This window comes from Kitasatospora sp. NPDC088160, assembly GCF_044741445.1.
In the GTDB taxonomy this organism is placed as follows: domain Bacteria; phylum Actinomycetota; class Actinomycetes; order Streptomycetales; family Streptomycetaceae; genus Kitasatospora.
Genome location: NZ_JBIUSS010000002.1, coordinates 141559 through 165337 on the forward strand (window position 1 = coordinate 141559; position 23779 = coordinate 165337).

The 23779-nt window shown below is 72.6% G+C and carries 28 protein-coding genes and 3 pseudogenes; 3 read left to right on the plus strand and 28 right to left on the minus strand.

Features of this window, described 5'->3' with window-relative positions:
- Positions 1-322: 322 nt before the first annotated feature.
- A complete protein-coding gene (locus tag ACIOGZ_RS03120; protein WP_400473509.1) occupies positions 323-646 on the minus strand; it encodes a hypothetical protein in 324 nt (107 codons plus the stop codon).
- A 419-nt stretch (positions 647-1065) separates the two neighbouring features.
- Between ACIOGZ_RS03120 and ACIOGZ_RS03125 the strand changes: the two are divergent.
- Together ACIOGZ_RS03125 and ACIOGZ_RS03130 are read left to right on the plus strand one after the other, a co-directional pair.
- A pseudogene (locus tag ACIOGZ_RS03125) lies at positions 1066-1152 on the plus strand (hypothetical protein); the annotation flags it as partial.
- 255 nt (positions 1153-1407) lie between these two features.
- Positions 1408-1722, plus strand: coding sequence for a hypothetical protein (locus ACIOGZ_RS03130; RefSeq protein WP_400473581.1), 315 nt, complete (start codon positions 1408-1410; stop codon positions 1720-1722).
- 628 nt (positions 1723-2350) lie between these two features.
- Here ACIOGZ_RS03130 and ACIOGZ_RS03135 read toward each other — a convergent pair.
- From ACIOGZ_RS03135 to ACIOGZ_RS03175, 9 genes are all read right to left on the minus strand, one after another.
- On the minus strand, positions 2351-2719 hold the full coding sequence (locus ACIOGZ_RS03135) for a hypothetical protein (protein ID WP_400473510.1): 369 nt from the start codon (positions 2717-2719) through the stop codon (positions 2351-2353).
- A complete protein-coding gene (locus tag ACIOGZ_RS03140; protein ID WP_400473511.1) occupies positions 2716-3132 on the minus strand; it encodes a hypothetical protein in 417 nt (138 codons plus the stop codon). The genes ACIOGZ_RS03135 and ACIOGZ_RS03140 overlap by 4 nt, the downstream gene beginning before the upstream one ends.
- Positions 3133-3560: 428 nt before the next feature.
- Complete coding sequence (locus tag ACIOGZ_RS03145; protein ID WP_400473512.1) at positions 3561-3929, minus strand: DUF317 domain-containing protein; 369 nt, start codon at positions 3927-3929, stop codon at positions 3561-3563.
- Positions 3930-4161: 232 nt separating this feature from the next.
- Complete coding sequence (locus ACIOGZ_RS03150; protein ID WP_400473513.1) at positions 4162-5961, minus strand: hypothetical protein; 1800 nt, start codon at positions 5959-5961, stop codon at positions 4162-4164.
- A complete protein-coding gene (locus tag ACIOGZ_RS03155; RefSeq protein ID WP_400473575.1) occupies positions 5958-7049 on the minus strand; it encodes an AAA family ATPase in 1092 nt (363 codons plus the stop codon). Before ACIOGZ_RS03155 ends, ACIOGZ_RS03150 begins: the two co-directional genes overlap by 4 nt.
- Before the next feature lie 190 nt (positions 7050-7239).
- Positions 7240-7461: a hypothetical protein gene (locus ACIOGZ_RS03160; protein WP_400473514.1), complete on the minus strand. Its 222-nt coding sequence runs from the start codon at positions 7459-7461 to the stop codon at positions 7240-7242.
- A gap of 280 nt (positions 7462-7741) precedes the next feature.
- Positions 7742-8599: a hypothetical protein gene (locus ACIOGZ_RS03165; protein WP_400473515.1), complete on the minus strand. Its 858-nt coding sequence runs from the start codon at positions 8597-8599 to the stop codon at positions 7742-7744.
- A 21-nt stretch (positions 8600-8620) separates the two neighbouring features.
- Positions 8621-10093, minus strand: a complete 1473-nt coding sequence (locus ACIOGZ_RS03170) for a hypothetical protein (RefSeq protein WP_400473516.1) — start codon at positions 10091-10093, stop codon at positions 8621-8623.
- A 199-nt stretch (positions 10094-10292) separates the two neighbouring features.
- Positions 10293-11090: a hypothetical protein gene (locus tag ACIOGZ_RS03175; RefSeq protein WP_400473517.1), complete on the minus strand. Its 798-nt coding sequence runs from the start codon at positions 11088-11090 to the stop codon at positions 10293-10295.
- Between the two features lie 80 nt (positions 11091-11170).
- On the opposite strand from ACIOGZ_RS03175, the gene ACIOGZ_RS03180 reads away from it, so the two are divergent.
- Positions 11171-11341 carry a hypothetical protein gene (locus ACIOGZ_RS03180; protein ID WP_400473518.1) on the plus strand — a complete coding sequence of 57 codons (171 nt, stop codon included), beginning with the start codon at positions 11171-11173 and terminating at the stop codon, positions 11339-11341.
- Positions 11342-11796: 455 nt separating this feature from the next.
- Here the strand turns inward: ACIOGZ_RS03180 and ACIOGZ_RS03185 are convergent, their stop codons facing one another.
- The 18 genes and pseudogenes from ACIOGZ_RS03185 to ACIOGZ_RS03270 form a co-directional block, all read right to left on the minus strand.
- Positions 11797-12459, minus strand: a complete 663-nt coding sequence (locus tag ACIOGZ_RS03185; RefSeq protein WP_400473519.1) for a hypothetical protein — start codon at positions 12457-12459, stop codon at positions 11797-11799.
- Between the two features lie 154 nt (positions 12460-12613).
- Complete coding sequence (locus ACIOGZ_RS03190) at positions 12614-13204, minus strand: hypothetical protein (protein ID WP_400473520.1); 591 nt, start codon at positions 13202-13204, stop codon at positions 12614-12616.
- 212 nt (positions 13205-13416) lie between these two features.
- Positions 13417-13716, minus strand: a complete 300-nt coding sequence (locus ACIOGZ_RS03195; protein WP_400984618.1) for a hypothetical protein — start codon at positions 13714-13716, stop codon at positions 13417-13419.
- Between the two features lie 109 nt (positions 13717-13825).
- Complete coding sequence (locus ACIOGZ_RS03200; RefSeq protein WP_400473522.1) at positions 13826-14497, minus strand: hypothetical protein; 672 nt, start codon at positions 14495-14497, stop codon at positions 13826-13828.
- Between the two features lie 143 nt (positions 14498-14640).
- Positions 14641-15372, minus strand: a complete 732-nt coding sequence (locus ACIOGZ_RS03205) for a hypothetical protein (RefSeq protein ID WP_400473523.1) — start codon at positions 15370-15372, stop codon at positions 14641-14643.
- Positions 15373-15380: 8 nt separating this feature from the next.
- The gene (locus tag ACIOGZ_RS03210) at positions 15381-15941 is read right to left on the minus strand and encodes a hypothetical protein (protein WP_400473524.1); all 561 of its coding nucleotides are present in this window, start codon (positions 15939-15941) and stop codon (positions 15381-15383) included.
- A 107-nt stretch (positions 15942-16048) separates the two neighbouring features.
- Positions 16049-16375, minus strand: a pseudogene (locus ACIOGZ_RS03215) (DUF4259 domain-containing protein); the annotation flags it as partial.
- A 41-nt stretch (positions 16376-16416) separates the two neighbouring features.
- The gene (locus ACIOGZ_RS03220) at positions 16417-17205 is read right to left on the minus strand and encodes a hypothetical protein (RefSeq protein WP_400473525.1); all 789 of its coding nucleotides are present in this window, start codon (positions 17203-17205) and stop codon (positions 16417-16419) included.
- A gap of 41 nt (positions 17206-17246) precedes the next feature.
- Positions 17247-17951 carry an HAD family hydrolase gene (locus tag ACIOGZ_RS03225; protein WP_400473526.1) on the minus strand — a complete coding sequence of 235 codons (705 nt, stop codon included), beginning with the start codon at positions 17949-17951 and terminating at the stop codon, positions 17247-17249.
- 24 nt (positions 17952-17975) lie between these two features.
- Entirely contained in the window at positions 17976-19169 is a 1194-nt protein-coding gene (locus ACIOGZ_RS03230; RefSeq protein WP_400473527.1) for an MFS transporter, read from the minus strand.
- Positions 19163-19630, minus strand: coding sequence for a hypothetical protein (locus ACIOGZ_RS03235; RefSeq protein ID WP_400984623.1), 468 nt, complete (start codon positions 19628-19630; stop codon positions 19163-19165). The genes ACIOGZ_RS03230 and ACIOGZ_RS03235 overlap by 7 nt, the downstream gene beginning before the upstream one ends.
- Before the next feature lie 51 nt (positions 19631-19681).
- Positions 19682-20557: a winged helix-turn-helix transcriptional regulator gene (locus ACIOGZ_RS03240; protein WP_400473529.1), complete on the minus strand. Its 876-nt coding sequence runs from the start codon at positions 20555-20557 to the stop codon at positions 19682-19684.
- Between the two features lie 45 nt (positions 20558-20602).
- Positions 20603-21091, minus strand: a complete 489-nt coding sequence (locus tag ACIOGZ_RS03245; protein WP_400473530.1) for a hypothetical protein — start codon at positions 21089-21091, stop codon at positions 20603-20605.
- Positions 21088-21831: a hypothetical protein gene (locus ACIOGZ_RS03250; protein ID WP_400984625.1), complete on the minus strand. Its 744-nt coding sequence runs from the start codon at positions 21829-21831 to the stop codon at positions 21088-21090. Before ACIOGZ_RS03250 ends, ACIOGZ_RS03245 begins: the two co-directional genes overlap by 4 nt.
- Positions 21832-21843: 12 nt before the next feature.
- Positions 21844-22422 carry a DUF4913 domain-containing protein gene (locus ACIOGZ_RS03255; RefSeq protein WP_400473532.1) on the minus strand — a complete coding sequence of 193 codons (579 nt, stop codon included), beginning with the start codon at positions 22420-22422 and terminating at the stop codon, positions 21844-21846.
- A 96-nt stretch (positions 22423-22518) separates the two neighbouring features.
- Complete coding sequence (locus tag ACIOGZ_RS03260) at positions 22519-22683, minus strand: hypothetical protein (protein WP_400473533.1); 165 nt, start codon at positions 22681-22683, stop codon at positions 22519-22521.
- 549 nt (positions 22684-23232) lie between these two features.
- Positions 23233-23583, minus strand: a pseudogene (locus ACIOGZ_RS03265) (DNA cytosine methyltransferase); the annotation flags it as partial.
- Positions 23570-23761 carry a hypothetical protein gene (locus tag ACIOGZ_RS03270; protein ID WP_400473534.1) on the minus strand — a complete coding sequence of 64 codons (192 nt, stop codon included), beginning with the start codon at positions 23759-23761 and terminating at the stop codon, positions 23570-23572. The gene ACIOGZ_RS03270 and the pseudogene ACIOGZ_RS03265, both read right to left, overlap by 14 nt.
- Positions 23762-23779: the final 18 nt, after the last annotated feature.

A 23779-nucleotide genomic window follows, 5' to 3' on the forward strand; every position in this document is an offset into this window, starting at 1 on the left:
GGGTGGGACTGATAACGTTCACCGCCGTGGAGGGCGCCTTCGGGCGCACTCCCGGGCGACGGTCGGGCTTGGGCATACTCAACCTACGTGTGATCGACGTCCAGCCCCGGTCGGCGGGTTACGGCCGCCGGCCAGGGCAGCCCCGCGAGGAATCGGGGAGCCAACACGAAACGCTACTCCCCGTACTGGCCAGTAAACCCATTGTGGCGGGCGCTGCAAAGGCCACCCCGGGAACGTTTCCCCCGACTCCGGACAACCGGGACAACTCCCCCCGCCCGCAGCGGACATGGGCCATCCGGCGGCACCTTCCCGCCACCGTCGGTCAGCGGCCCGCCTCCTCACGCACCAGCGCCACCAACCGTGAGCGAAGGCAGCGCCGAAGAAGATCACAGCCGTCGACCACGGGCATCTCGCGCGTGCAGAACAACGCCGACCGCCCGACGAGGAGAACCTCCTGTGCGCGCGCCATCTCGGCGACAAGGTCGACATCGCCGTCCTGGGCGACAGCCCAGTCACCGCTCTGCACCGCGACGGAGCCGTCCTCCAACGGCGTGACGACCGGCTCGCCCACCTCGTCGAGGCCCAGCCGCAGAGCGTCCTCTACCAGGAGAGGCTCCGGTCCGGCCACGGTTCCGGCGATCGGCACCGCGAACTCCTGCGCGATCCGCGGAACTTCCAGGACACCCAGGTCAACCGCCCCGGCGGGTACTGGATCGCCTCAGCCGACCCGGAGGCCGGCCAGCACGTCTTCACCACCGCGTGGTCGGCCGACGACCTGACCGACCTGCTACTGGCCACCGACAGCGTCAGCGCGGCCGTCGGCTCCTACGGCCTCCTCACCCGGCCTCAAATTGCCGTGCTGTCCCGGGCACACGGACCGGACACCGTCATCGACACGATCCGCGACTTCGAGGAAGCGGAGACTGACGAACGCTGCACCGTTACCTCGCCGGAGTGTCCCTCTGCTGCCCGTCGCCGCCCGCAGGTTCGGGTCGGAGACGGGCAGCAGAGGGGCCCAGGCGATGGGCGCCCGGCCGAGGCTAGGACATCTTCCTTACGGTGTAGGTGGGACGTGGGCGACGGCATCTCGCCGGGCCGCGAGGGGTGGCGGTGGACGCGCAGGGCAACCTCTACATTGCCGACACGGACAACAGCCGGGTGCGCAGGGTGTCGGCGAGTACCGGGAGCATCACCACCATCGCCGGTACGGGAACACACGGGTACGGGGGCGACGACGGACCCGCAACGCAGGCACAACTCAAGTATTCGGCGGGGCTAGCGGTGGACGCGCAGGGCAACCTCCTATTGACCGATGGGTACCTCGTGTGGAAGGTGACACTTCATGCTCCCGCGCCGACGCCGGTTCCGGTTCCCAGCGCGCCGAAGGCGCGTGCGAACCTCTCGGGAGTGGGGTCCTGCAACCACCAGAAGGCGGCGGCGGGCTCCTCTTTCAAGAAGCGGCTCAAGGTGACCGCCACCGACGCCGCCGACGGCTCCCCCCTCGCGGGCGTGCCCGTCCTGTTCAGCGTCTCCGGCAGCACCGGCTCGCACTTCCCCGGCAACGCCACCAGCGTGGAAGCGGTCACCGACGGCCAGGGCGTCGCCACCGCCCCCGCACTCACCGCGGGCCCCACCCCGGGCCCGGTGACCATCAGCATCGAAGCCCCCCACAACGCCGGCAGCAACCCGGCCCACTACCAAGCCGAAGTCACCCACGCCTGAACCAGGCCGAATGGGCGCCACACCCCGCCACCCAGACGGATGTGGGGCAGTTCGGGCCAACCGAGCCGGCGGTCGGGCTGATCCCTTTCGCAATGCGCGCCAGGGGAGCGAAGCGTGGGGAATACGACACGTCAGGAATAAGCACCCTCCGCCGGTATGAGTCGCCGCACGAGCCGCGGCAACCGCGCTGGCCCAGGCCAGGCGAGTCCCGGACCGGACGGGATACCTGGTGCGACCGAGCCTCGCGGGGCCGTGCCAGCAGTGCACAACTTCGGTGCTGTACTTGCTGGATGTGAAATGACGGGAGGGCCCCGATGACGTCGATGCTGGGACGCGAAGTGCCCGGGTACCGGCGTAAGTGCCGGTATGCCGGGCGCGGGTGCACCTGCTTCTACTACACCGGAGAGTTCGGTCGGCAGGCCGCACGACTGCGCCGGCGCCGGGCGCGCCGGGTGGAAGCTCGCACGTGGCCGGACAACGACGGCGCATAGCCGACTTCAACACCGATTTGGCCCTGACTGGGTGTTCCGCACCCGGTGTTGAGTTCCGACATCTGCACCACGAACGAGGCGGTGTCGCGAGGATTCGCGGCACCGCCTCGTTCGCATTCCCCGGAGGGCACCGCGGTTCAGCGACCGAGCAGACCGAAAATGCCCGGGGCGCTCTCGCACGCCTGGCCGGAGCCGAGCAGCCGGGTGAGGCTCAGCCGTACGACGGCCTGCCGCAGGCTGAGGTGGGCGGCCAGCTCCTCGCAGGTCGCAGCTCCCTCCTCCAGCTGGCCCAGTACCGCGCGGTCGGCGTTGTCGTCGAGCAGCCGGGACACCAGGTACAGCGCGAAGACGGACAGCGCGCATTCGGTGAGCGTGATCGCGATCACCGCCGGGCTGTGCCATACGGCGCCCGCCACGGCCTCGGCGCCCGTGAGGACGGTGAGGGAGATCAAGCAGATCGCCGCACGGCGCAGTCCGCGGCGGGAGATCCTCGAGGTGATGGTCACAAAGCCTCCTGGGGCAGCGGAGCGTAGCGTGAGCGGTCGAAGAAGCGGCAGTCGGTGCGCGGCGGGCGGAGCAGGCATACCCGGCATGGGAGTTCGGGTGCCGCCGGGAGGACGTGGTGGTGGCAGAAGGCGCGGCCTGCGCGCGGGTCGCGCACCGGGTGCGCGACGACGAGTTCGGTGAGCAGTTCTGGGGCGGTCCAGCCGCAGCGTCCTTCGCGCGGGTGGAGGCGTGCGGAGCGGTGGCCGGCGTCGATGCCGCCGACGGCCACCAGGTAGAGGTCGCTGGGGGCGAGGTAGGCCAGGACGTGGTAGCGGGTGCGCTCGCCAGCGCTATTCCTTGGGCCGTAGGCGGTGCCGAAGGCGCGGGCGATGCCGACCCGGCTGCCGTGCAGATCGAGGGTTTCAGGGTCCAACGGGCCTCCGTGGTCGCGTTCTCCGACGCGGGAACGGCGTCGGTGGCTGGCCGCCGGGCCGAGTCGCGGCGGCGTGTGAGCACGGGCAGATCAGTCCTGCGGGCTGCGCGGGCAAGGCACGCGGTCGAGACGGCAGGGCTCGGCCGGGACCGGGGCGTGCGACATCAGCGTCCACGCCGCAGTTAACTGACCAACCATCAGCACCGTGCCCCCGAGCGGGGTGTGGTGCCTCCAGGCGGCGTCGTAGACGAGATCGAAGGCGGAGGCGGCGACCAGGATCCTGACGAAGGCGAGGGAATCGAGACGGAAGGTGATGGGGAGTCCTTTCGAAGGAACAACGGGGGCGCTGGCCGGGCCAGGCGGCGTCAACCGGCGGCCGGAGTAAGGCATCAGGCCGCGATGGCGTACCGGCGGCGGCAGGAACCCTCTCAGGCGGCGGAGGCGGTGGCGGCCAACGGGAGAGGCGTAGACCGGTTGACCATCGCGGTCAGCAGGTCGAGCACGAGCTCGGCGGGGGTGTGCCGGTCGAAGCGCGCTCGCCACCCGGGCTGCCGGGCGGTACCGTCCACGGCGATGGTCCAGGTGTCCGCGTTCGGGGTGTCCGGCTGGTAGCCCAGGTAGACCCGGGTGCACGGCGACGCGGCGTGCAGCCCGCCCTCGGCGTCAATGACCCAGGCCCAACCGTGCTCGTAGAGGAACGCGCTGACAGCGTTGGCGTTTCCCTCGCCAATGGGCCACTGCCGGTGGGGAATGTCGTCACCAGGACGGGGACCTCGGACGACGGGGGCGGAGATCACGACAGGCAGGGGAATCCTCCTCGAAGCGGGGGGCTGCGGCGGTCGTCCATGTTGACTTGGACTGCCCCGATTCGCATAGCCCGTAAGGGGGTTCGCTGTCTGCTCCAGGCGAACACGACGAAGGTCCAGCCTGTGAAGGCTGGACCTGAGAGCAGAGCTGTCCCGTCTCGATGAATCCGGCGGACAGGGGCTTCTGCGTCTGATCGACGTGGTCGTGTGGCGGCATCTCAGCTCAGCGTGTTTTGCGGATGGCATCGGTGGCGGCCTTGGCGATGGCCGCGGGGGCGCTGGAGGGCCGAGGCAGGTGAAGCAGGGTGGTCCCCGGCAGGTGGAGGGATTCCTTGTTGAGGGTGAGCTGGAGTACGGCGCAGCCGGCGGCGCTGAGGCGCTTGATGCGGGTGACGGCCTGAGCGGTTTCGTTGTCACGGTATTGGGCGTCGGTGACGATCACGAGGAGGCGGCCGGCGCCGGGGCGGCTGAGGTCGAGACCGTGGTCGAGTGCGTCGATGGCGTCGCCCAGGTTGTGGCTGGCGCCGCGGGCATCGAAAGTCGTCACGCGGTCTGGCGCCCGGTGGGTGGGTCGGGTCAGTGCGGTCAGATGCATGTCGTAGGCGATGGTGGCGGTGCGGGAGTCGGGGTCGGTCAGGGCCGCTGCGCGGGCCACGATCCAGGTAGCGGACGCGACGGGCCCGCAGGCGGCACGCATGGAGCCGGAGACATCGACGGCGATGCCCACGCGCAGCGGTGGGGTGGGCGAGTTGCGGCGGCGCGTGTGGGTGAAAGGCTGCGCAGTGGGTATCGAGCCGGCGGCGCGCTGGGCGTCGCGGGCGAGGGCCCGGCCCATGTTGAGGCGGCCGGGCGGGGTGGGGCTGGTCGTCCGCTCCTCGGTCCGTTCGCGGTAGGCGGCGGCGCGCAGGGCGCGGCTCAGGCGCGCGGCGGCGCTCTGCTCGGCGGCGGTCGGCTTGCGGGTACCGGTGACGGGGTTGCCGGAGGGCGCCGGTGTGCCGTCGGGATTGACGGTGGTGCCGCGGGGGTTGAAGACCGACTTGGCGGTGGCGGCGGCCTTGCGTCGCTGGCCGGCCTGCTGGGCGCGGTTCTGGGTCTGTGCCCTGGACCGTGAGGCCAGGGCGTTGTCCGCGGCGGCTTGTGCCGCGAGGTCGGCGGCGTCGTTGGCGGCCATGTTGTCCGCGACGACCGTCACGGCGGCGGACAGTAGATCGGTGAGGTCCTCCGGCACGGGCTGGGCGGGGGCAGCGGTGTCCAGGGCGTCGCACCAGTCCTGGGCGTGCGCGAGCATGGTGGTGGCGTCGTGGTCGGCGCACCGGTGGGCTGCGGTCCAGATGCCGGTGAGGGTGGCCAACAGGTCGGCACCCAGGACCCGTTCGCACAGATCGGCGACGGCCTTGGTCTCGCCGGCGTCCAGGATGCCGGCGTCCCGGCGGCCGAGTATCAGGGCTGCCACGCCGGCGGCCTGCTCGGCGCCCTGGAAGTCGGGGTTGGCGATGTCGGGCATGACCAGGGTCCGGGCACTGGTACGCAAGTACCTGCGGTCGGTGGGCCGCCTGGTCAGGTGTGCGCCTTCGGCACGGCTCTCCTCCAGCAGGAACGCGGCCTTGACGACGCGGGCTTCCGCGTCGGCGGGCGGCTCCCATACGGAGTGGGCCGCATGGGCGGCCTCGTGGACGAACACTCCCCAGGCGGCGGGATAGTGCTCTTCGTCGCCCACGATCCGCGGACGGACCTCGTGGGGTTGAAGGGGGGCGAACAGCGTGGCGTCGAACTCGATCTCCGCCAGGTGGGGGAAGTAGGCGGCGGGTGCCCCGGAGCGGGTGCCGGGGCGGCAGGTGACGAGCAGGTCCTGGCGGCCGGACAGGGCGACCAGCCGATCGCCGAGTTCGGCTCCCACGCGCAGCCACGTGGCCGGGGAAGAAGGTGGCTGTGCGGGTGGGGCGCCGTCGTCGTCCCAGCGCGCGAGGTCGGCGTCGTCCTCGGGCGTGGTGACGGAGGACTGGATGTGGTGGTGGGCGCTCATCGCGAGCGGCCCCGTTGGGCGGAGCTGGTGCTGCCTGGCGGCTGCTGGGCGGCCGAAGCGGAGAGCTGCCGGCCCAGGGTGAGCGGCGCGACCTGCTGGACGCCGGCAATCTTGCTGACGGCAGCGGCGACGGCGTCGCGGTCCTCCAGAGGAGCGATCCCGACGAGGTTCCCGAGCGCGGCCTTGGTGCCGAGGACCGCCTCGGTCCGCTGGTAGCTGAGCAGCTCCCGCAACTGGGGCGCCCAGCCCAGTTCGCCGAGCTCGACCTGGCGGGCGAGGTGTCGGGCGACCCGGACCACCCGGGCATCGATCTTCAGAGCCAAGGCCAAGTCGTAGTCCGTGCCGACCTGGATCTGCACGCTGAACCGGCTCGCCAGCGCCTCCGTCAGAACGGCGCCGTGCACGCCCGGATTATGGCCCGCGACCACGAAAAAGCCCTGCTTGGCCTGGACGGTCTCTCCCTTGTGCGCCTTGACCTGGATCTGGCGGCGTCCGTCCATCGCCGGATACATCGACGCCAAGACCTTGGGCGAGATCAGGGTCGCGTCGTCGATCAGCAAGGCGCGACCCTCGGTCATCGCGGTGACCAGCGGACCGTACTGCCAGACGTAGCCCCCACTGTCGTCCAGCGTGTAATCGCCGATCAGGTCGCCGACCGTGGTGTCGCCGTCTCCCGCGACGGTGATCAGGTCCGGGAAGGCGGCCTCCACCAGGGAGGTCTTGCCGGTGCCAGGGGGACCGTAGAGCAGCACCGGCACGTCGGCGTCGCGCAAGCGGTTCAGCGCCTCGACGTCGGGCAGGTCGGCCAGCTCTCGGGGGTGGTAGAGCTGGCCGCCCGCGCGGCGGATCGGGCCGCTCTGCTTGGGCGTAGTCGCTGCGGGAGCGGTCGTGCGGGCCATGGCCGCCTGGGCGCGGGGAGAGTGGGTTCCCGGTGGACTGATCACCGCGGCCTGGGCGGCTGCGGCGGTCTTCCCGTTCGCGCGGAACGTCAGCGTTCCGGCGCCGAGCTGGTCGGCCTCGCCGCGCTTCGCCAGAGTCAGGGCGGCGTTGCGGACGGCACCGTGGGAGTGGCCCAGCTGCTTGGCCATGTCTTGGGCGGTGAGCTTGTCCATCGGCCGGTCGACCAGCAACCTGGCGACCTTGGCCCGTAGTTCGCCGCCCTTGGTGCGTGGCGGCGTGGCGGGTTGTGCGGGTGTGGTCAAAGCGAGGATCCTCCAACGGGTTGGCGTGCGGGCGGAGTTGGTGCGGGCGTGCCCGGCAGGGGCGTACCGCCGGCGCTCACCGGCTGGCCGAGTGCTCGGTCCAGGCGCACGGGGTGGCTGGCGGTGAGCAGCTCGCTGGCTGCCGAGCCGGCCCGTGCGTCCGGTCCGTGCTGGCTTCCGTCGCCGGGCAGGAGCAGCCAGGCGTCTCCTCGAAGCCGACCCGGAGCAGGACCCGCCGGGCGGCGGCGTTGTAGCGGGTGGTGGTGATCTCGCCGGTGGTGGTGTGCCGGATCGGCACGAACGGCTGGGCTGTGCGCTCTGCTGGCGCCGCCGCCTCGTGGACGGGCGAGGGCCCCTGGACGATGAGGGTGCGGGCCGCCGACAGTGTCGCAGCGCTGGCCTTGACGTTGGCGACGGAGTCGAGAGGATGCGAGGTCAGGATTTCTCCGTGATGGTCGGTTCGGGGATTGGGGGGCTTGGGCGGCCGGTGCCAGCCGTTCTCCGGGGTGCGGGACTCGGTGGTGCGGGGCCTGGGGTCTCACCGCTGTGGGGGCTTGGGGGACGGGGGACGTCTACGTTCAGTGAGCCCGGCGTTGCCGAGGAACGGAAGGCGTCGTTGCCGCCGGGCGCGAGGTTGTCCGGGGGCGCCCGGCCGAGGTGCGCGTGCGTGCCGCGTCCGCGCGGCGGCGCTCCGAGGGGGTGGTGAACAGCTCGTCGCTCTCGTAGCGGAAGGCGGCGGCTGCGTCCTCCAGCAGTTCGGCCTGGATCCGCTGGGGCGCGCGGGCGGCGTCGGCCAGGGTCTCGGGGACGCGGTCGTCCAGCAGCCCGGCCTCCCGGGGCAGCCCGTACACGGAAGCGACGGCGTGGCGGGCGGTCGCCTCGATCGTGGCGGACCAGGCCGCCGGCAGGTGCGGGCCCCCGGGGACGATGCCGCAGACCGCCGACCCGAGGCCGGTGAGGGCCTGGGGCAAGGTGGTCTGGTTGTCGACGGCGTCCATGAGCGCGATTTCCAGAGCCGTGTACGACGCGGCCCCCAGACGGGAGAAGAGGTGCCCGTTGTGCAGCCAGGAGACCGCCTGCGGTTGCGGACCGGGTGCCGGGGCGGGAAGCGCCGGTAGGTCGATCACCGCCTCGGCGGGCCCGGCGGTGGTGCTGATGGCCCGCCAGAAGCTGGACAGCCGGCGCACCCCGCCGAGGCCGTCCAGGTTGGCCAGGGCGGTCAGCACGGCGGGGTCTAGCGGGTTCTGTGGACGCGGGTACACCTGCTGGGCGAGGCGGAAGGCGGCGTCAGCGAGAGCGAGGCAGCCCCTGGACGGCTCGAGCGTCCGGCTCGCGGCGACCAGCAGGTCGGTGACCGGGGCGCTGCCCAGTCCGTCGTACGTGGCGTTCAGCAGGCGGCGGCTGTCCAGGAGCGCGGGGTGCGGAGGGTCGGTCATGCTCTCCTCTCGAGGATCGGGTCAGCGCCGCTGGCCGGCGGTGGTGGTACTCGGGCTGGAGGACCCGGCGGCGACGGCCTGGCCGGGTTCGGCTGGGCGGGGCGGCTGGGTGCCGTGGGCGAGCGCTGCGGTGCGCCGCTCGGTGCGGGCGGTGAGGACCTCGGCGCTCACCGGGGTGACGATGGCGACCTTCCGGTCGGTCGCGTCGAGGTTCAGGCCGGCGGCGCTGCGCAGCAGCGGTTCCGGGGAGGCGAGGTCGCGGCAGAGCGCGGCTGCGAGGCGGGATGGGGTGCCTGAGCTGACCTCCGCCATCCAGTGCCCGAGGACCCGGTGACACGTGATCCGAGCGGCGGGCTTGCCACGCAGCTCGTGGAGGGCGTGGGGGACGTCGCAGTGCGCGTTTACCCATCCGTCGGGAGAGTGGAAGGTGACCGCCCCCCTGGGCTCGACGGCGCTGCGCCAGCCGGCCTCGGCCAGTGGCAGGAAGCCGAGGGCCAGGACTCCGGCCTGGAACGGTTGGCGGGCGTCGGGTCCTGCCTCCTCCAGCATGGCGGTGGCCTCGTCGACGACGCCGGCGATCAGCTCCGGCGGGGCAAGGTCGCCGCTGGTGATGCTCCAGGCGACGCTCGCACCGCGGTGTTGGGCTCCCCAGATCCGCCAGGCGGCGGACCGCCGTTCGTCGCTCCACATCTTCGCGCCGGAATCGCTGGGCCAGGCGAGGCCCAACCGGCCGCACGGGCTGGCCATTGTGCTCACACCGAGGATCCAGCCTCGGGAGACGAGTTGCGCCTGGAGCTGCTCGGCGCCGCCGCGGCCGGGACCGGCGAAGTGGCGGGGAGTCACGGCGACCAGTTCCGGCGCGGACACGGGCTGGGTGTCGGCGTCGGAGATGGCGGGCGTGGGGGTGGAGGGCAGGTGGATCTCCATGGTGGTCGGGGTCGCCAGCGGTGGGCGCCACCGGGCGAGCGTGGCGAGACGGGCCGGTTCGAGCGCGACCCGATGGGTGTGGTGGGCGGGGATCTCGTTGCGGCGACGCAGCGCGGAGTTCCTGGCCACGGCGGTCGCCGTCGACCTCAGGAGCACCTCGGGGGCCCACGGCGACATTGTGATCGCCCAGCAGAGCTCGGAACTCGTGTTGTTCATCGAGAAGGTGAGCGAGCGCTCCGGCTGCACTGGGTCGTGGAGAACGCGGGTGCTGCCGGCAGGCGAGGTCATCGTGGTACGCATGGGGCTGTGGGAGACCGTCCACCCGGCGCCGGACAGGATCCGGGCCGCGCCGTCCGCCGCCCTGCGACTGGTCAGGACGCTGTCCGGATCGGTGGCGAGTCGCTCCGCGGCCTCCAGGACTAGACCGTAGGTGAGTTCGTACGGTGTGAGGGGGCTGAAGCACGCCCACCACAGCTCCTGGCCGTCCCCGCCCTCACGGGCGGTCAGCAGCCAGTTGTCGTCGCGTGGGCTGTTGCCGATCAGGAAGTCGGCGCGCTCCAGCGTCATCCGCCCACACGCGCTGACCAGGAGCGGCTCCTCGCCACTGTCGGCATGGGGCTCCCAGCTGTACTCGGCGACGAGGTGGTCGCCGAGATCGAACGGCGCCGTGCCGGCGCCAGCCAGCTCCAGAGGACGGACCGCGACCAGCAGCTGGTCGGAGTCGGTGTCGGAGGGCAGAGGGTTCTCCTGGAAGAGGGCGATTGGATCAGACCGGGCGTCGCTGTGGCGCCCGCGGCGATGAGGTGGGTGGCCAGGCGTCGGCTCCCGGACGGGGAGACCGGTTCGGGGCGAAGACCAGAGCCGACGTGCTGCGGGTGCGGGCGGCACCCGATCGTGCGGAGCTCGGCGACTGCGCGCTGAGCGATTCCACGGCCAGCAAGTGGCGGTGGCGGAAAGGGAGATGAGCCTCCCGGCGGAGAGCCGGGCGCAGCAGCGCGCTCGCGGCGGAGGTGAGCAGGCGCTCGGGCGAGTGCGGGCTGAAGCGCACGGTCCAGGAGCCGAGCTCGGCGGCGCCGGTGAGCATCACTTCCGAGTCGGGCGCCTGGACCGGGAAAGCGAGGGCGGCGCGACGGTCGGGGGCGGCGATCAGCTCGTAGCCGTCGCGCTGGTGCCCGGACCAGCCCGCTGCCAGCAGTACGGTACGGGCGTCGTTGCCGAGGAGCCGGCCGGTGCCCGCGAACAGCTCCGGTGTTCGGCGAACTCCGGTGGCGGCGTCGTCGAGCAGCGCCTGGGCGATCTCGGCCGGCACCTGGTCGTCGAAGACGATCGACCAGTCGCTGCCGAGCTTGGGGCCGGCCAGCGACCACGGCGCGGGGCCTGCGCGATGGGAGAGGGTGAGCCCGTCCGTGTCGCTGACCAGGACGACACGGGGTGAGGCGTCGTAGGGGCGGAACCAGCCATGGTGGGCGGCGAGGTGGTACGGCAGGTCTGCGTCACCGGGGCCGGCGAGGTGGACTGGGCGGACGAGGAGGAGCGAGTCGGTCGCGGTGGAAGCAGAAGGCACAAATCTCGTTCAGTCAGGAGGTGTTCGGTCACGGGGGCCAGGACACGGCCGTGGCCTGGGAGCGGGGCGGTGGAGCGTAGGTGCCCGGGAGAGTAGACGACGGCCGTGCCCGGGCCCGCCAGCAGGCTTGTACGGGCGGTGGCCGCGCGAGCCCGCTGCTGGCCGGGGTCGTCGTCCGGTGGACCGGTCTGCGGGAAGCGTTCTTCGGCCAGCAGCAGGGCGTGGTCGAGGCGGGGCAGAAGGCGGCGTAGGACGGTCTGGGCGGCGCGGTCCGGTGACCCGACCACGGCCACGCCGAACGGGGTCAGGTCCTCCATATCACCGGCCTCGAAGGCGGGCGGTACCAGCGGCGCGACCAGATAGTGGCCGCGGCGCATCGGTCGCGGGATCACCACCAGTTCCAGGCCGTGCTGGCCGTGCAGCAGGCCGAGGTGGTCGTAGACGTGTTCCAGCACGGCCCACTGGGCGATCCCCAGGTCCCACAGCCGTTCGTAGAGGCCGGACTTCGAACGCCCGGCGGCAAAGTCGGCGAGCGAGGACCGCCAGTCTCCGGGAAGCCGGCGACCCACCTCGCTGGTGAACGTCGCCAGGACCTGGTTGGTGTCGCTGTCGGGCAGGTGGGAGGTAGGCAAAAGGGAGAACTCCGAAGTGGTGAAGATGGCAACGGCGCGCCGTACGGGAATCCGGAGGTGGCGGTGCCGGCGGTTCAGCGGGTGGGACGGCGTCCGGCCGGGGGCGCGAGGGATGCGGCGGAGGAACTCGCATTGGGGCCAGTGGTGTTGATGGTGCTGTGCCGGGCCGCGCGGGTGCGGGCGGGCGCTGGAAGCGGCGCGGAGGTGTCCTGGGCCCAGGCGTAGGCGGCGTCCAGGCTCGCGAACTGGCCGTGGCGGACCGTGTAGGCGGCGTCGTTGTCGGGCCGCCGCCACACGAACACCTCCGCCGGAGCGGGGTCTGCGGACGACCGGGTGTCGGTGGCGATCACCCAGGTCTCGAAAGGTTCCTCGTGCTGGGTGTACGTCTCGTGGACCTCGAGGTGGTCACCGAAGGTGCGCAGGTAGTCCTCGATCCGCTTGGTCTCGGGATCGTTCGGCTCGGGCCAGTTGGAGGAGGGCTCCAAGACCCTGCTCGGGTCGGCGCCGCGGCCGACGAGCCAGCTCTGCGCCAGCGGGATCAGCGCCTCGGTGGTCATATCGGCGCGGATGGTTCCGGCTGCCTGGTCGCGCTCGAAGTGGACGCCGACGATCTGCGGTGCACCAGGGGAGTTGGCTGCATAGGCGTCGAGCAGGAGGTAGAAGTGGTGCCGCTCGTCGGGCTCGGACTGCCTCGCGATGATCCACAGCGAACTCTCCGGATCGAAGAGGCTGTTCAAGGCACGTGAGGACTCGGCGTCGGCCGACTCCAGGTCGTAGAGCTCGAGGTCGGAGTAGATGTCGTGGAAGGAGGCGATGTAGTACAGCAGTGCTCCAGAGGCTGGACGTTGGCGGACCGCGACGGGTCGGTGAAGGGCGCAGCCGCTCCCGACGTCAGAGGGCGGTGACGTCGGCGGAGAGGGCCTGGCGCAGCCGGGGCAAGGTCAACGCGGAGTCCAGGCGGCCGGCGGCGAAGAAGACCGGCTTGCCTCCGGTACCGGTGTCGCCGGGGCGGGCGAGGCTGTAGCCGACGGCGCTGCCTGCGGCGTCGGTGCGCCAGCGCACGAGCACGCCGCGGGCGGCCAGCGCTTCGGCGTAGCCGTCCACGGTGGTGGCCTCCTGCAGGGCCTGGCGCATCTGCCGTTGGAGCCAGACGCGGGAGGGCTCGGCCCAGCCGTGCTGCTCGGCCTTGATGATCTCGGCGGTGGTCGGGTAGCTGGTGGTGAGACCTTCGTCCTGGCCGACCGGCCGCAGACCCCAATCGGCTTCGATCGCCAGGCATTCGGCCTGGGCGCGCACCGCGGCGCGGTGCATCCCGGGCCGGGAGCCGTCCGGCAGCACGGTGACGCCGGCGAGGTGGATGTGGTGCTCGGAGTCGGTGGCGTGGGCTATGCGCCGGGCCACCGTCGCCCACTGCCAGTCGGACAGCCAGGGGTCCTCCGGGGCGGTGCGCAACGAGCAGTGCCACACCCTGCTGGGCGGCATCGCGCCGAGTTCGGCGGCGCGCAGGCGAGCGTGCTGGTCGAGCCGGGCCGCGAGGTGGCTCAGGTCGGCAGTGTGGTCGCGGCCGGGGTCGGGGGCGCCGTGAAGGTCCCAGGCGGCGACGAGGTGCGGGTCGTGGTGCTCCTCGCGGCGGCCGGGGCCGTAGAGGTAGGCGAGCAGCGGGCGGATGCTGTTGCCCGTCGAGACGTCGGGGATCAGGACGCCTCCAGGACGGCGTCGAGGGCGAGGTACGTGTGCGCGGCGACGGCGGGCAGCACTGCGAGAGCGGCCTGCCGGGCCGGGCCGTCGTCGGCCTCCCGGGCTGCTGCGACCGCCGTGTTCAGCACGCCGGCCACGCGGTCGAGAGCCTCGACGAGGGGGCGCCGCGGATCGCTGGACTGTGCGGCGGCCAGGGCGGCGTTGCCGACGAACCCGGCCACGGTGAGGCGCTCGGCGCAGGCGCGTTCGTGGATCACGGCGGCTGCGGCGGGCGTGAACCGCACCGTGGTCTGCACGCTGCGGCGGTCCGCGGTCCGCGGACGGCGCCGTTGGTCCGGGCCGGGCTGGCTCGGGGGGCTGTCGTTCGGGGGGATGGGGATACGGGTCCTTCCAGGGAGGTTGGCGTCAGCGGCTCTTCGGTCGTGGGGTACGGCCGTCGGCGGCGTTCGGCACGGGCGTGGGGGTGGAGGATCGCGGGGGCGAGAGCGTGACCGCGGCCGTTCCTGCGGCCAGCGCCCCGGCGGCGCGGGTGCTGGGAGGGGCGACCAGCAGCGGTGGCAGGGGGTTGTCGTCCTCGCCCACCCGCTGGGTCCACTCCCACGCCGCCGCGGTCGTGGGGAAGCCGCCTTCGCGCAGGCTGTACGAGCCGCCCGGCAGGTCGAGGTCCTCGTAGAGCACCCGTACGGGCTGCTGGCCGGGCTCGGGCGCGGTGTCCTTGACGATGATCCACGTCTTGTAGAAGTCGTACTCGTCGTAGGTGTATTGATTGACGACCTGGAAGCGCTCGCCGGAGCGGGCCAGGAACGCCTCCAGGTCCCGGGTGGCCCGGTCGGTGTCCAGCGGGTCCTCGATCTCGGGGACCAGGTGGGCCGGGTCCGCGCCGCGGGAGGCCAGCCAGTTCTGGGCGAGCGCGACGATGGAGTGGCGGGCATAGTCGAATCGGTAGGTCGCGGCGGCGAGATCGCGCTGGATGTGGACGCCCACGTGGTGCGGGGAACCGGGTATGTCCCAGGTCATGGTGCGGTCGTACGCGAGGTAGTAGCTGTCCGTGACGAGATGACTGTGGGGCGTCGTCACGTGCTGGGCGGCGAGCAGCTGGAGGTCGTGCGGGGAGATCGGGAACCTGTCGTGCAGCGCCTCGTTGCGGGCGTCGACCGGTTTGAGGCCGTCGACACCGTAGTCGAGGACTGTGAGCGGGGTGGGAATGTTGGTCCTTCCGGTCAGCGGCGTGGTCCCGGGCGGTCCGCGGCGGGCCCCGAGGCCGGCGGCGGGGGCTGGGGCTGGGAGAGGTTGCTGCCGGCGGGGAGGGTGCGGGCGGCGGCGGCCTGGGAACGCGTGGCGGTGTCCAGGTGCTGGCCGTACCAGGAAGCGAGGTTGTCGTGGACGCCCACGAGCAGGCTGCCGGCCGGGGTGGTCCGCAGGGCTCCGTCCGGTAGTCGGTCGACGAGCTGTTGCTGCACGAGGACGTCCAGCTGGTCGGGTAGTTGGGCACGGGCCGCCGCGGTCATCGGGCGGGCGAGGTCCTCCCGTGTGGCCGCCCCGTCGCGCAGCCGGTCGAGGACGGTGGCCGTGAGCGGGTGCGCGCCCAAGCGAAGGACCTCCTCGACCGCGACAACGGTGTGCTGCTCGGTGGCAAGAGCTCGGCGGTACCTCACCGCCCAGCTGTACGCGGTGAGGAAGACGGACCACAGCTCCTTCGCGGCCGGCGTGGCCTCTGGGCCGGCCGCAGTCGTGCGAAGCAGACCGCCCTGCTCCAAGCGGTCGCGGTGCCAGGCGACTTCGCCGGGGTCCATGCCGTTGGCCGGATCGCCGAGCGTGTTCCGCAGGTACTTCTGGTCTTCGGCGTCGCGCTCGGTGAGCCGGACGGACAGCAGGGTGCGGACGGCCCCGGTCGGCGCGAGCAGGTCGAGGGCTTGGGTGACGCGCGCGTCACGGCTGGCGGTTGGGGGCACGAGGGTCCTTACGGGTGGAGCGGACGGTGAGGGGCCAGCAGGACGCCCGCGGCCGGTACGGCAGTTGGCGTGCCGGTGAGCCTGGTCGTGCTGCGTGCGCGGGCCGCCGTCTCGCGAGAGGGCGCGGCGGGGGCCTCGGCGGCGGCGCGTTCGTAGCGGGCGACCAGGTTCTGGAGCTCCTGGCGGGCGAGGTCGAAGCGGGCGCCCAGGGTCTCCAGCTCGACGCCGGTGAACCGCAGGACGCCGTTGCCCTGGACGCTGCTGTGGTTGCCCTGGACGATCGGCGCGAGGGCCTCGGCGGCGCGGGAGGCCACCGCGCGCAGTTCGCGGTCGAGGGTGTCCACCTCGCCGGCCTGGCGTTCGACCAGCTCGGCGAGCGCGTGTGCCGCGGTCGCCTCGGAGGGCCGGTCGCGCAGGTCCCAGACCTCGTCGACACCGAGCCGCCCTTGGACGAACTGCTGGCCGGCGAACACTCGGCGCTGGCGGCGGGGGGCTTCGGTCGTGCTGGCCTCGGGTTGCGTCGGGGCCTGTTGAGGAATCGGAGCCACCACGCTTGGGGTGGTCGCCATCGGGCCTGCGGACGTGTAGTTGATGACGGGTGGTGGTTCGTCCTGGATGGCGAGGCGCCCTTCGCACGGTTGAACCAGTGACCGACCTCCGCGTCGGCGTGCACGAGGATGCGGTCGAGGGCGGCCACCGCCTTGGGCCTGAGCTCGGGCGGCAGGGTCGGGACCGACTCCCGCGGGCCGCTGGCCAGGTCGATCCCGGTGCCGGCAGGGAGCTGGGAGGCGATCACGGCCGCGGCGGCGATGACCTCCCGCGAAAGGGCCACGTCGAGTTCACCCTGCGGCGCGCAGGCGGCGGTGTCGAAGAGGCGGTGGAGGAACGGGGGCACTTCTTCGGGGAAGAGGCTGTCGAAACGCTCGGCGATTCCGATCGCGTCGTCGTTGTGGAACGGGCCGGTGTCCCAGCTTCCGATGAGAGGACCTTCCTGGTAGCGGATCGGGGATCACGGCCGCTGCCCGGACAGCGGCCCGGAGCCGGTCAGCCGCGAGAGCGGCTGCGGGGCGGGGACACCGCGACACCGGTGCCGGCGAGCTCGGGTGTTGCCTCGCCCACGTTGCCGGTCGGCCGGGTCCGGGCGGCGGCAGCGCGCCCGCCCGCCGCCAGCAGCGCCTCGTACTGGGTCTGCCCGGTGGGGGTGAGGTCGAGCTTGTGGCCCTCGTGCTGACCCTCCGCCGGGTAGCTCCCCACGAGCTTCTTGTCGATCAGTTCGTTGACCGTGGCGACGCTGACGGTGCCAGGGGCGAGGACGCGAAGCCTGCTGCTGGCAAGGCCCCGGTAGATGGTGACGCTGCCATCGCCGATGGCCTGCAGGGCCGTCTTCTGGCGGGCGGTCAATGCGCCCTGCGAGGGTTGGTTTGACCTGGTTCGACTGGTCGTTTCTGTGGCGCGCGTGGGCGTTGGCTCCGGAGTTGGGACGAAGGCGGGGAGCGTCTTGTAGACGTCGATGAGCGCGGTGAGGGACTGGTGCAGTTCGGTGCGGCGGGTGACGAGGAGGTCGATGTCGAGGCCGCTGGTGCGCAGGATGCCGTTGGTGACCGGGAGGTTGGCGTCGTGGCCGGCGGCGACGCGCTGGAGGTCGCTACTTAGGGAGGTGGCGAGTTCGACGATGCGGTTCTGCACGTGGTCGAGCGTGCTCGCGGTGGTGGCGATCTGGTCGGCGACGGCCCCGTGAGGGGTGTCGGAGCCATGGCCGGGCACGTCGCGGACGCGCTCGACCTGCAACTCGGTCCACACCAGGCGGGTGCCCAGGTCGGTGTTCCCGGGCACCTGCGGCTTCCAGTTCGCGATGGGACGTCCGCTGAGCGTGCTCACGCGGCAGCCAGCTGCTGCTCGGTGATGAGCGCGATGCCCAGGGCGACGGCTTCCTGGAGCGTGTCCACCAGGGGGACGCCGGCGGTGGCGAGGCGGGCGGCGCCGTGCAGTCCACCGGTGTGCAGGACGGGGACGGCTCCGACCGCCCGGGCGGCGACCGCGTCGTCGACGCTGTCGCCGATCACCAGGGTGCGGGCCGGGTCGACCCACGGGCCCAGAGCCTGAAGGTGAGCGGCCATCGCCGGGGCCTTGCTCGGCACGGACGGTCCGGGGCGGCCGTCGACCCGCTCCAGCAGCCCGGTGATGCCAGCCTGGCCGACCTCGGTGACGAGCCGCTCGTGCGGCGCGAGCGACAGCAGGCTCTGGCGAACTCCCCGGGCTCGCAGTCCCATCATCAGCTGCCGGGCGCCGGGCTGGAGCCGCACCGGTCGGCGGTTGAGTTCGGCGAGGAACGCGGTGTCGGCGGCGTGCCACTCCTCGTCGTCGAGCGCGCGGCCGAGAACGTCGGTGTAGAAGTCGCGGATCGGCATCCGGTGGAGCGCCTGGTAGGTCTCGACGGTGATCGGCTCGGTCCGGCCGAGGGCGGGCAGGGTCGCGTTGAGGGCCGCGACGTGATCGGCGAGGTCGGCCCGCAGGGTGCCGTTCCAGTCCCAGACGATGGTGATCGGCGCCGACGTGGAGGAAGCGGTGCGGTGGTGCAAGAAGTCCAGCTCCAGAGGAAGAGGTCAGGTAAGGGAGAGACGCCGTCGGCCGGCGCCGAGCGTGGCGGCGGCCAGGGCGGCGCCGAGCAGCGGAACGGCCGCCGTGGCGCTGTGGCCGAAGGCCGAGAGCTGTCCGGCCATGGCGGCGCCCGCCGCTTGGCCGAGGCCGATCACCGAGATCAGCCACGCGGCGGCCTCGGTGGCCGTTCCGCTCGGCGCGAGGGTGTCGCAGGTGAGGAAGGCGCAGGCCAGCCACGGGGCGAGGAACAGTCCGGGCAGGATGCTCGTCGCGACCGCGAGCCACGGCGGCTCGGGCACGAGGAGAGCGGCGAACGCGCAGGCGTACCCGACGCCAACCGCGAGCAGCGCCTTGCCGGTTGGCCACGGCTGCCGGAGCCTGGCCCACGCGGTGCCGCCGATCAGGCTGCCGAGCGACAGCGCGGCCGGCAGCAGGCCGGCGAGCCACCCCTCGTGGTGCCGGTCGGCGACGCCGAGGGCCAGCACGGGGAACGAGCCGAGCGTCACCCCGAAGAACAGCGCCGCGGACAGCAGGACGAGTAGACCCCGCGAGCGCAGCGGCCCGAGCCAGTGCACCGGCCTCGCCGCGGTCCGAACCCGGGCCGGGCGGCGCACGGCGACGGCAGTGGTTCCCGCGACGGTGGTCACCGCGCAGGCGGCCAACGCCCCATGGGCGGAGGGGAGCTGGCACATCGCGGTGGCGAGCAGGGGGCCTGCGACGAACACCAGCTCCTGGGAGGCGGAGTCGAGCGCGAACACCCGGTGGTGGTCGGACGGGTCGACCAGGCGCGTCCACATCGCCCGAAGTCCGGCCTCCAGAGGCGGGGTTGCCAGACCCGCGACGGCGGCCAGCACGGCGGTGGCGAGCGGCTGGGCGGCGAAGTCCACGACAGTCAGCGCGGTGAACGCGGCTCCGGAGACCGCGGCTGCGGCGGGCGCCACGACGGCCAGGCTGGTGCGGTCGACGGCTCGCCCGAGCAGCGGCTGGCCCACCGCGCCGGCCAGCGCGAACAGAGCGGCCAGGATGGCGCCGAGCGCGGTGGAGGCGTGGTCGGCACGGGCAGCGAGGAGAAGGCCGAGGGGGGCCATCGAGGACGGCAGCCGCCCGACGAGGGTGCCCGCGAGCAGCGGGGCGACGTTCGGGGTCCGCAGGATCGACCGGCCGGCAGCCGGTGGCCTGGTGGACGCCGAGGTCAGCAAGGGCAGGGCCCGCCGGCCAGGAGCGAGCGCAGCTCGACCGTGCGCTGCACCGCGACGCTGACCAGGGCGGCGGCGCGCATGCGGGCGGCCCGCGCCAGGTTGAAGCGGGTGTCCGCGTCGCAGTCCGGCTTCGCCATCTCCTCCCGCGCGGTGGCCAGCGCCCCCAGCGCGGATGTGAGGTGCTGGGCGGAGGCGCCGACGGCCTCGATGCAGTGGCGCGCCGTGCAGAGCGGCAGATCGTCGGCCGCGGTCACCTGCGGCAAGAACATCGCCAGCGTGACGTGGGAGCACTCGATCGCCAGCTCATGGGCGAAAAGCATGGTGTCGAGATCGCTGGCCCTGAGCGGCAGTTCGAGCGTGGTGGCGGTGTCCGCCAGCAGGGCGACGTCCTCGTCGAGGAGGTCGACCAGCTGCTCGCGCAGCTTCGGGGCGGCACCGGACGGCATGGGCACGGAGGGCAAGATGATGAACCTCGGAGTAGGCGGGGAGGACTGATCGGCGTCGGACCCGGGTCAGCGCGAGCGTGCCGCGGCGGTGACGAGGAGGGACGCGGGCTGGGGCCCGGGAGCGTGGGAGAAGGTGAGCTCCAGGGTGACGCCGCGCAGTACGGCGGCCGACGCGCGGACGGCCAGCGGCCGTTCCGGGGCCTGGGGCGCGGAGTAGGAGGCGGTGCGGGCCGGGCTCGCCACCACGACAGCGCTGGTGCTGGCGGCGGCCAGCGCGGTGTCGGCCCGCACCGGGGCCGCTGCGGACACCTGGTGCTCGGCGGTCCAGTCCGACAGTTCGCCGTACACCCGGCCGAGAGCGTTGCCGGCTTCGCCGAGGTCCCACCGGTAGGAGCGGCGCGTACCGCTGCGGACGACCAGGCCGCGCTCCTCCAGGGTGAGGAGGCGCTGGTAGGCGGCGGCCTTGTCCCGGGCACTGAGGGAGGCGACCATCTGCGGGTAGGCCAGTCCGTCGTTCTGGCCCAGCGCGGTGAGCAGCGGGAGCGCGTGCGAGCCGGCCAGCAGCCCCAGCGTCTCCTCGATCATCTCCGGGGCCTGCGCGGCCGGTGCGCCGGGCTTGGGGTAGCGCCGGGCCCAGGCGAGGGCGGTGGTGTAGAGCGGCGTCAGGGCCTGGCCGGCCGGGGAGAGGGCGAGGTCGTAGCGGCCGGACCCGGCGGGGGTGCGGGTGATGACCCCGGCGCCGGCTAGGGAGCGGGACGCCGAGTAGAGGCTGCTCACCGGCACGATCGGGTCGGCCGCCAGGAGATCTCCGGCGGTCATCGGTCCCCGCCGCAGCGCGTGAACGACCCGCGTGGCCCACCGGGTGGAGAGGACCTCGGCGGTGTGGTGCACGTCGTTGTCGAGGTTCTGCGGAGTGGCGGTCGTGGTGACGGTCGAGGACATGCGGAGATCTCCGATCGGGCTTTCGGCTGGGTGGGTCGGGCGGGTTCAGCGCTGGCGTGCGGCGGGAGAGAGGGCGACGGCGGGCGCGGCCGTGCTCGTGGTGGCGGCGGCCTGGGCCGGGGAGGGGCGGGAGGAGGAGGCGAGGGCGGCCTGGAAGCGGGCCGGCAATCCGCGCCCCGCCTCCTGGACGGCGGCCTGCCGCAGGCGGCGGGCCGCGGTCTCGTAGACCGCGACCCCCCGGCGCTCACCTACGGCGACCAGGTGGATGCCCAGCAGATGGCGGGGGTTGTGCGGTGCCCGGCGCTCGGTGTAGACGAGCCGGTAGGCCATCGCGTCGTCCAGGTAGATCTTCCTGGCGCCCCGCAGGTCGCGCTCGCCCTGCTCTTCCAGGAGGGGGCCGCGTACCTCGGCCTTCACCAGCCGGTCGAGGTAGCTCAGCGCCAGCGTCCGCACGTGGCCCGGCACCGTCAGCAGATCGGCCAGCGCCTCCGGGTGGGCGCTGAAGCCGGGCAGTGGCCGGGCGGGTGCGATCACCGCACGGCCCTGCGCGAGACCACCGACGCCCCGGTGAGGACCGCCGCAGGTTCCTGGGCGTTGGCGCGCTGGCCGGCGCCGGTGGTGCGGGCGCGGGCGGCGCTGGCCTGGGGGCTGACGACGACGCTCACCTCGTCACCGACGACGGGTGGAAGCGGGGTGCGCCGGCTCTCCAGCCACTGCTGGACCTCCTGAGGGCTGCTGAAGCTGCCCTCGCGCAGGGTGTACCCGCGCTGGTGGTGGGCGGACTCCAGCTGAAGGAGGAAGGGGCGTTCGGCGCTGACGGCGGCGTTGTCGCGCAGCAGTGCCCAGGTCTCGCCGTACTCGATGCCGTGCTCGACGAGCTGGTAGCGGGAGCCGGACTCCACGATCCGGGCGGCGGCTGCCGCGCTGCGGGCATCGGCCGGGGCACCGGCACCGCGGGCATGCTGGAGGAACTGTTGCGGGTCGGCGCCGTGCTGGACGAGCCAGGCCGCGCCGGCGGCGAAGGTGGGTGCGGGCTCGGCGGCGAGGGTGAAGGTCTTGTCGTCCTCGTTGTGGTGAAGGTGTGCCGCGACGGCGGGCATCCCCCACTCGTTGTAGCCCTCGAACAGGAAGAAGTTGTCGCTGCCGCCGAGAGCGTCGGGCACGGTGCTCTCGCTGAGCAGCTCGTACGAGCCCTCGGCGGCCAGGAGGTGGACCTGGGCTTCGGCGGAGTCAGCGTCCGCGGGGCGGCGGCCGGGCAGGTTGAAGTCGGGCAAGGTCGGGTCCGATCAGGCAGCAAGGGGGAGAGCGGGCGGGGTGGGGTCGGTCAGGGCGGGGTGCGGCAGCAGGCGGTGGCTGATGTGGTCGCCGCTGGAGGTGCAGGCCGCGAACGGACCGTCCGCGCTGCGAAGCTTCGTCAGCGCGGGCTCGAGGTGGTCGCGCTGCCACGAACTGGGGCCGGCGGCCCCCGACTCGGGGTCGATCGCGGCCTGCCAGGCCAGCCACAGGGCGTGTAGCCTCGCCACCGCCTCGGGGTGCTCCTTCCAGCGGGGGCACCAAGGCTTGCCGGCCGTGGTCTCGGGCCCGTAGATCTTGGTGAAGATCTCGTCTACCCATGGGGTCATCAGCTCCAATTCCTTGAGGTACTGCGGGTCGTCGAAGGCGAGGATGAACAGCGGCTCGCCGCCGGCCGGGGCGTCCGGATCGTCGACGTCCTCCGGGGGGAGGGCGGTGGTCATGCTGGCCAGCTGCTCGGCCTGGAGGTCGAAGCCCGCCGCGAGCTCGGCGAGCCGCGCCGTCAGGACGTCGATCTGGGCGTTGGTGTAGCCGGCCGGTGCGGAGTCCGGGTCGGGCTCGGGAGTGGTCAAAAGGGCGGGTGCCTCTCGTCGGCGGGTGATGACACGAGGATCTGCGCTCGACGGCTCGCTCCAGCGAGCCGGACTTGGTGTATAAGCACGCCAGGCTCACCGCCGCCCGCAGCAGCGGGCAGCGGCGAGCAGGGCCGGGGCGTCGAGCAACTCCAAGGCTGCGCATGCCTGTTGGGGGACGACCCCGTTGCCCAGGGCGGTCAACTGGGCGGAGCGGGACAGGCCCGGAACGCCGGTGACGTGGCCGGAATCGAGGCCCATGATCCACTCGACGAACCGCGGGTCGAGTCGGCCGCGCTCGTTGGTCGGCTCCGGCGCGGGGCGGGTGGCGCGCTCCCAGCGGGCGATGGCCGGCCCGTACGGGCCCCACCGGTTCAGCCCGTGGCGCTCGGCTCCCAGATCGGCAGGATCACGTGGGACAGCGGCGGGAGGGAGGTCGGCTCGGTGCGGCGGCCCGGCTTCTGCGGGGCCGGGTGCAGCTGCGCTGTCGCGGAGGGGAGCGTGAGATCCCCCTTCGAGCCACGGCTGTTGGGTCCGCCGTGCGTGCCGTCGCTCGCCTTCGGAGTCGGGAGAAGGTGTTCCACCTCGTCGCTCAGATTCGGGCCGTGCCCGCCCTCGCGCCTGCGGTCCGGGTGCTGGCTGCCCCCGATCGCACCCAAATTGGAGGTCGGGGTCTTGAGCAGCGTGACCGTGTGCCCGAGGTCCTCGCGTTTCGGGTCCGGTCCCTTCGCATCGCGCGCCTTCGGCGTCGGCAGGCCAGGCGGTGAGGAAAAGTCGCTCCCGCCGGTGGGGCGCACCGACGTCGGCGGCGCGTAGCACCGTCCATCGCGCATCCATCCCGAGGTCGGCCAGGGTTCCGAGAACCGCGCCGAGTGCCCGCAGAGCAGGCTCACCTCCGCCGTCTCCCAGATCGCACCAGCCGCATTCCAGGTCGCCATCGGCTGGCGTCCCAGCGGGCGCGGAGAGGATTCCGCGGACGTTTTCAATGATCACCATTTCCGGCTTGAGGACGTCGATCGCGCGGGCGATGGTGTGCCACAGTCCGGAGCGGGTGCCCTCGACGAGCCCGGCGCGCTTGCCGGCCACGCTCAGGTCCTGACAGGGGAAGCCCGCCGTCAGGACGTCGATCGGCTCGACCCTGCTCCAGTCAACTGTGCTGATATCGCCGTGATTTGGCGTCTCTGGGCCAGTGGTGGGCGAGGATCGCGGCGGCGTTGGGGTTCATCTCGGCGTGCCACACGACGTGGCCGCCGAGGGCGGCCTGGACGCCCATGTCCAGCCCTCCGTAGCCGGAGCACATGCTGCCGATCCGAGGGGGCTGGTGGACGTGCCGGGTCATCGGCGTGTCCCGGAGATG

Excerpts from the sequence above, each read along its gene's own strand:
- ACIOGZ_RS03260 (WP_400473533.1), bottom strand. The coding sequence starts at position 22,683 with ATGGGCCTCGATTCCGGCCACGTCACCGGCGTTCCGGGCCTGTCCCGC.
- ACIOGZ_RS03190 (WP_400473520.1), bottom strand. The coding sequence starts at position 13,204 with ATGCCGCCCAGCAGGGTGTGGCACTGCTCGTTGCGCACCGCCCCGGAG.
- ACIOGZ_RS03165 (WP_400473515.1), bottom strand. The coding sequence starts at position 8,599 with ATGACCGACCCTCCGCACCCCGCGCTCCTGGACAGCCGCCGCCTGCTG.
- ACIOGZ_RS03150 (WP_400473513.1), bottom strand. The coding sequence starts at position 5,961 with ATGAGCGCCCACCACCACATCCAGTCCTCCGTCACCACGCCCGAGGAC.
- ACIOGZ_RS03270 (WP_400473534.1), bottom strand. The coding sequence starts at position 23,761 with ATGACCCGGCACGTCCACCAGCCCCCTCGGATCGGCAGCATGTGCTCC.
- ACIOGZ_RS03170 (WP_400473516.1), bottom strand. The coding sequence starts at position 10,093 with ATGACGCTGGAGCGCGCCGACTTCCTGATCGGCAACAGCCCACGCGAC.
- ACIOGZ_RS03155 (WP_400473575.1), bottom strand. The coding sequence starts at position 7,049 with ATGGCCAAGCAGCTGGGCCACTCCCACGGTGCCGTCCGCAACGCCGCC.
- ACIOGZ_RS03240 (WP_400473529.1), bottom strand. The coding sequence starts at position 20,557 with ATGTCCTCGACCGTCACCACGACCGCCACTCCGCAGAACCTCGACAAC.
- ACIOGZ_RS03210 (WP_400473524.1), bottom strand. The coding sequence starts at position 15,941 with ATGGCGACCACCCCAAGCGTGGTGGCTCCGATTCCTCAACAGGCCCCG.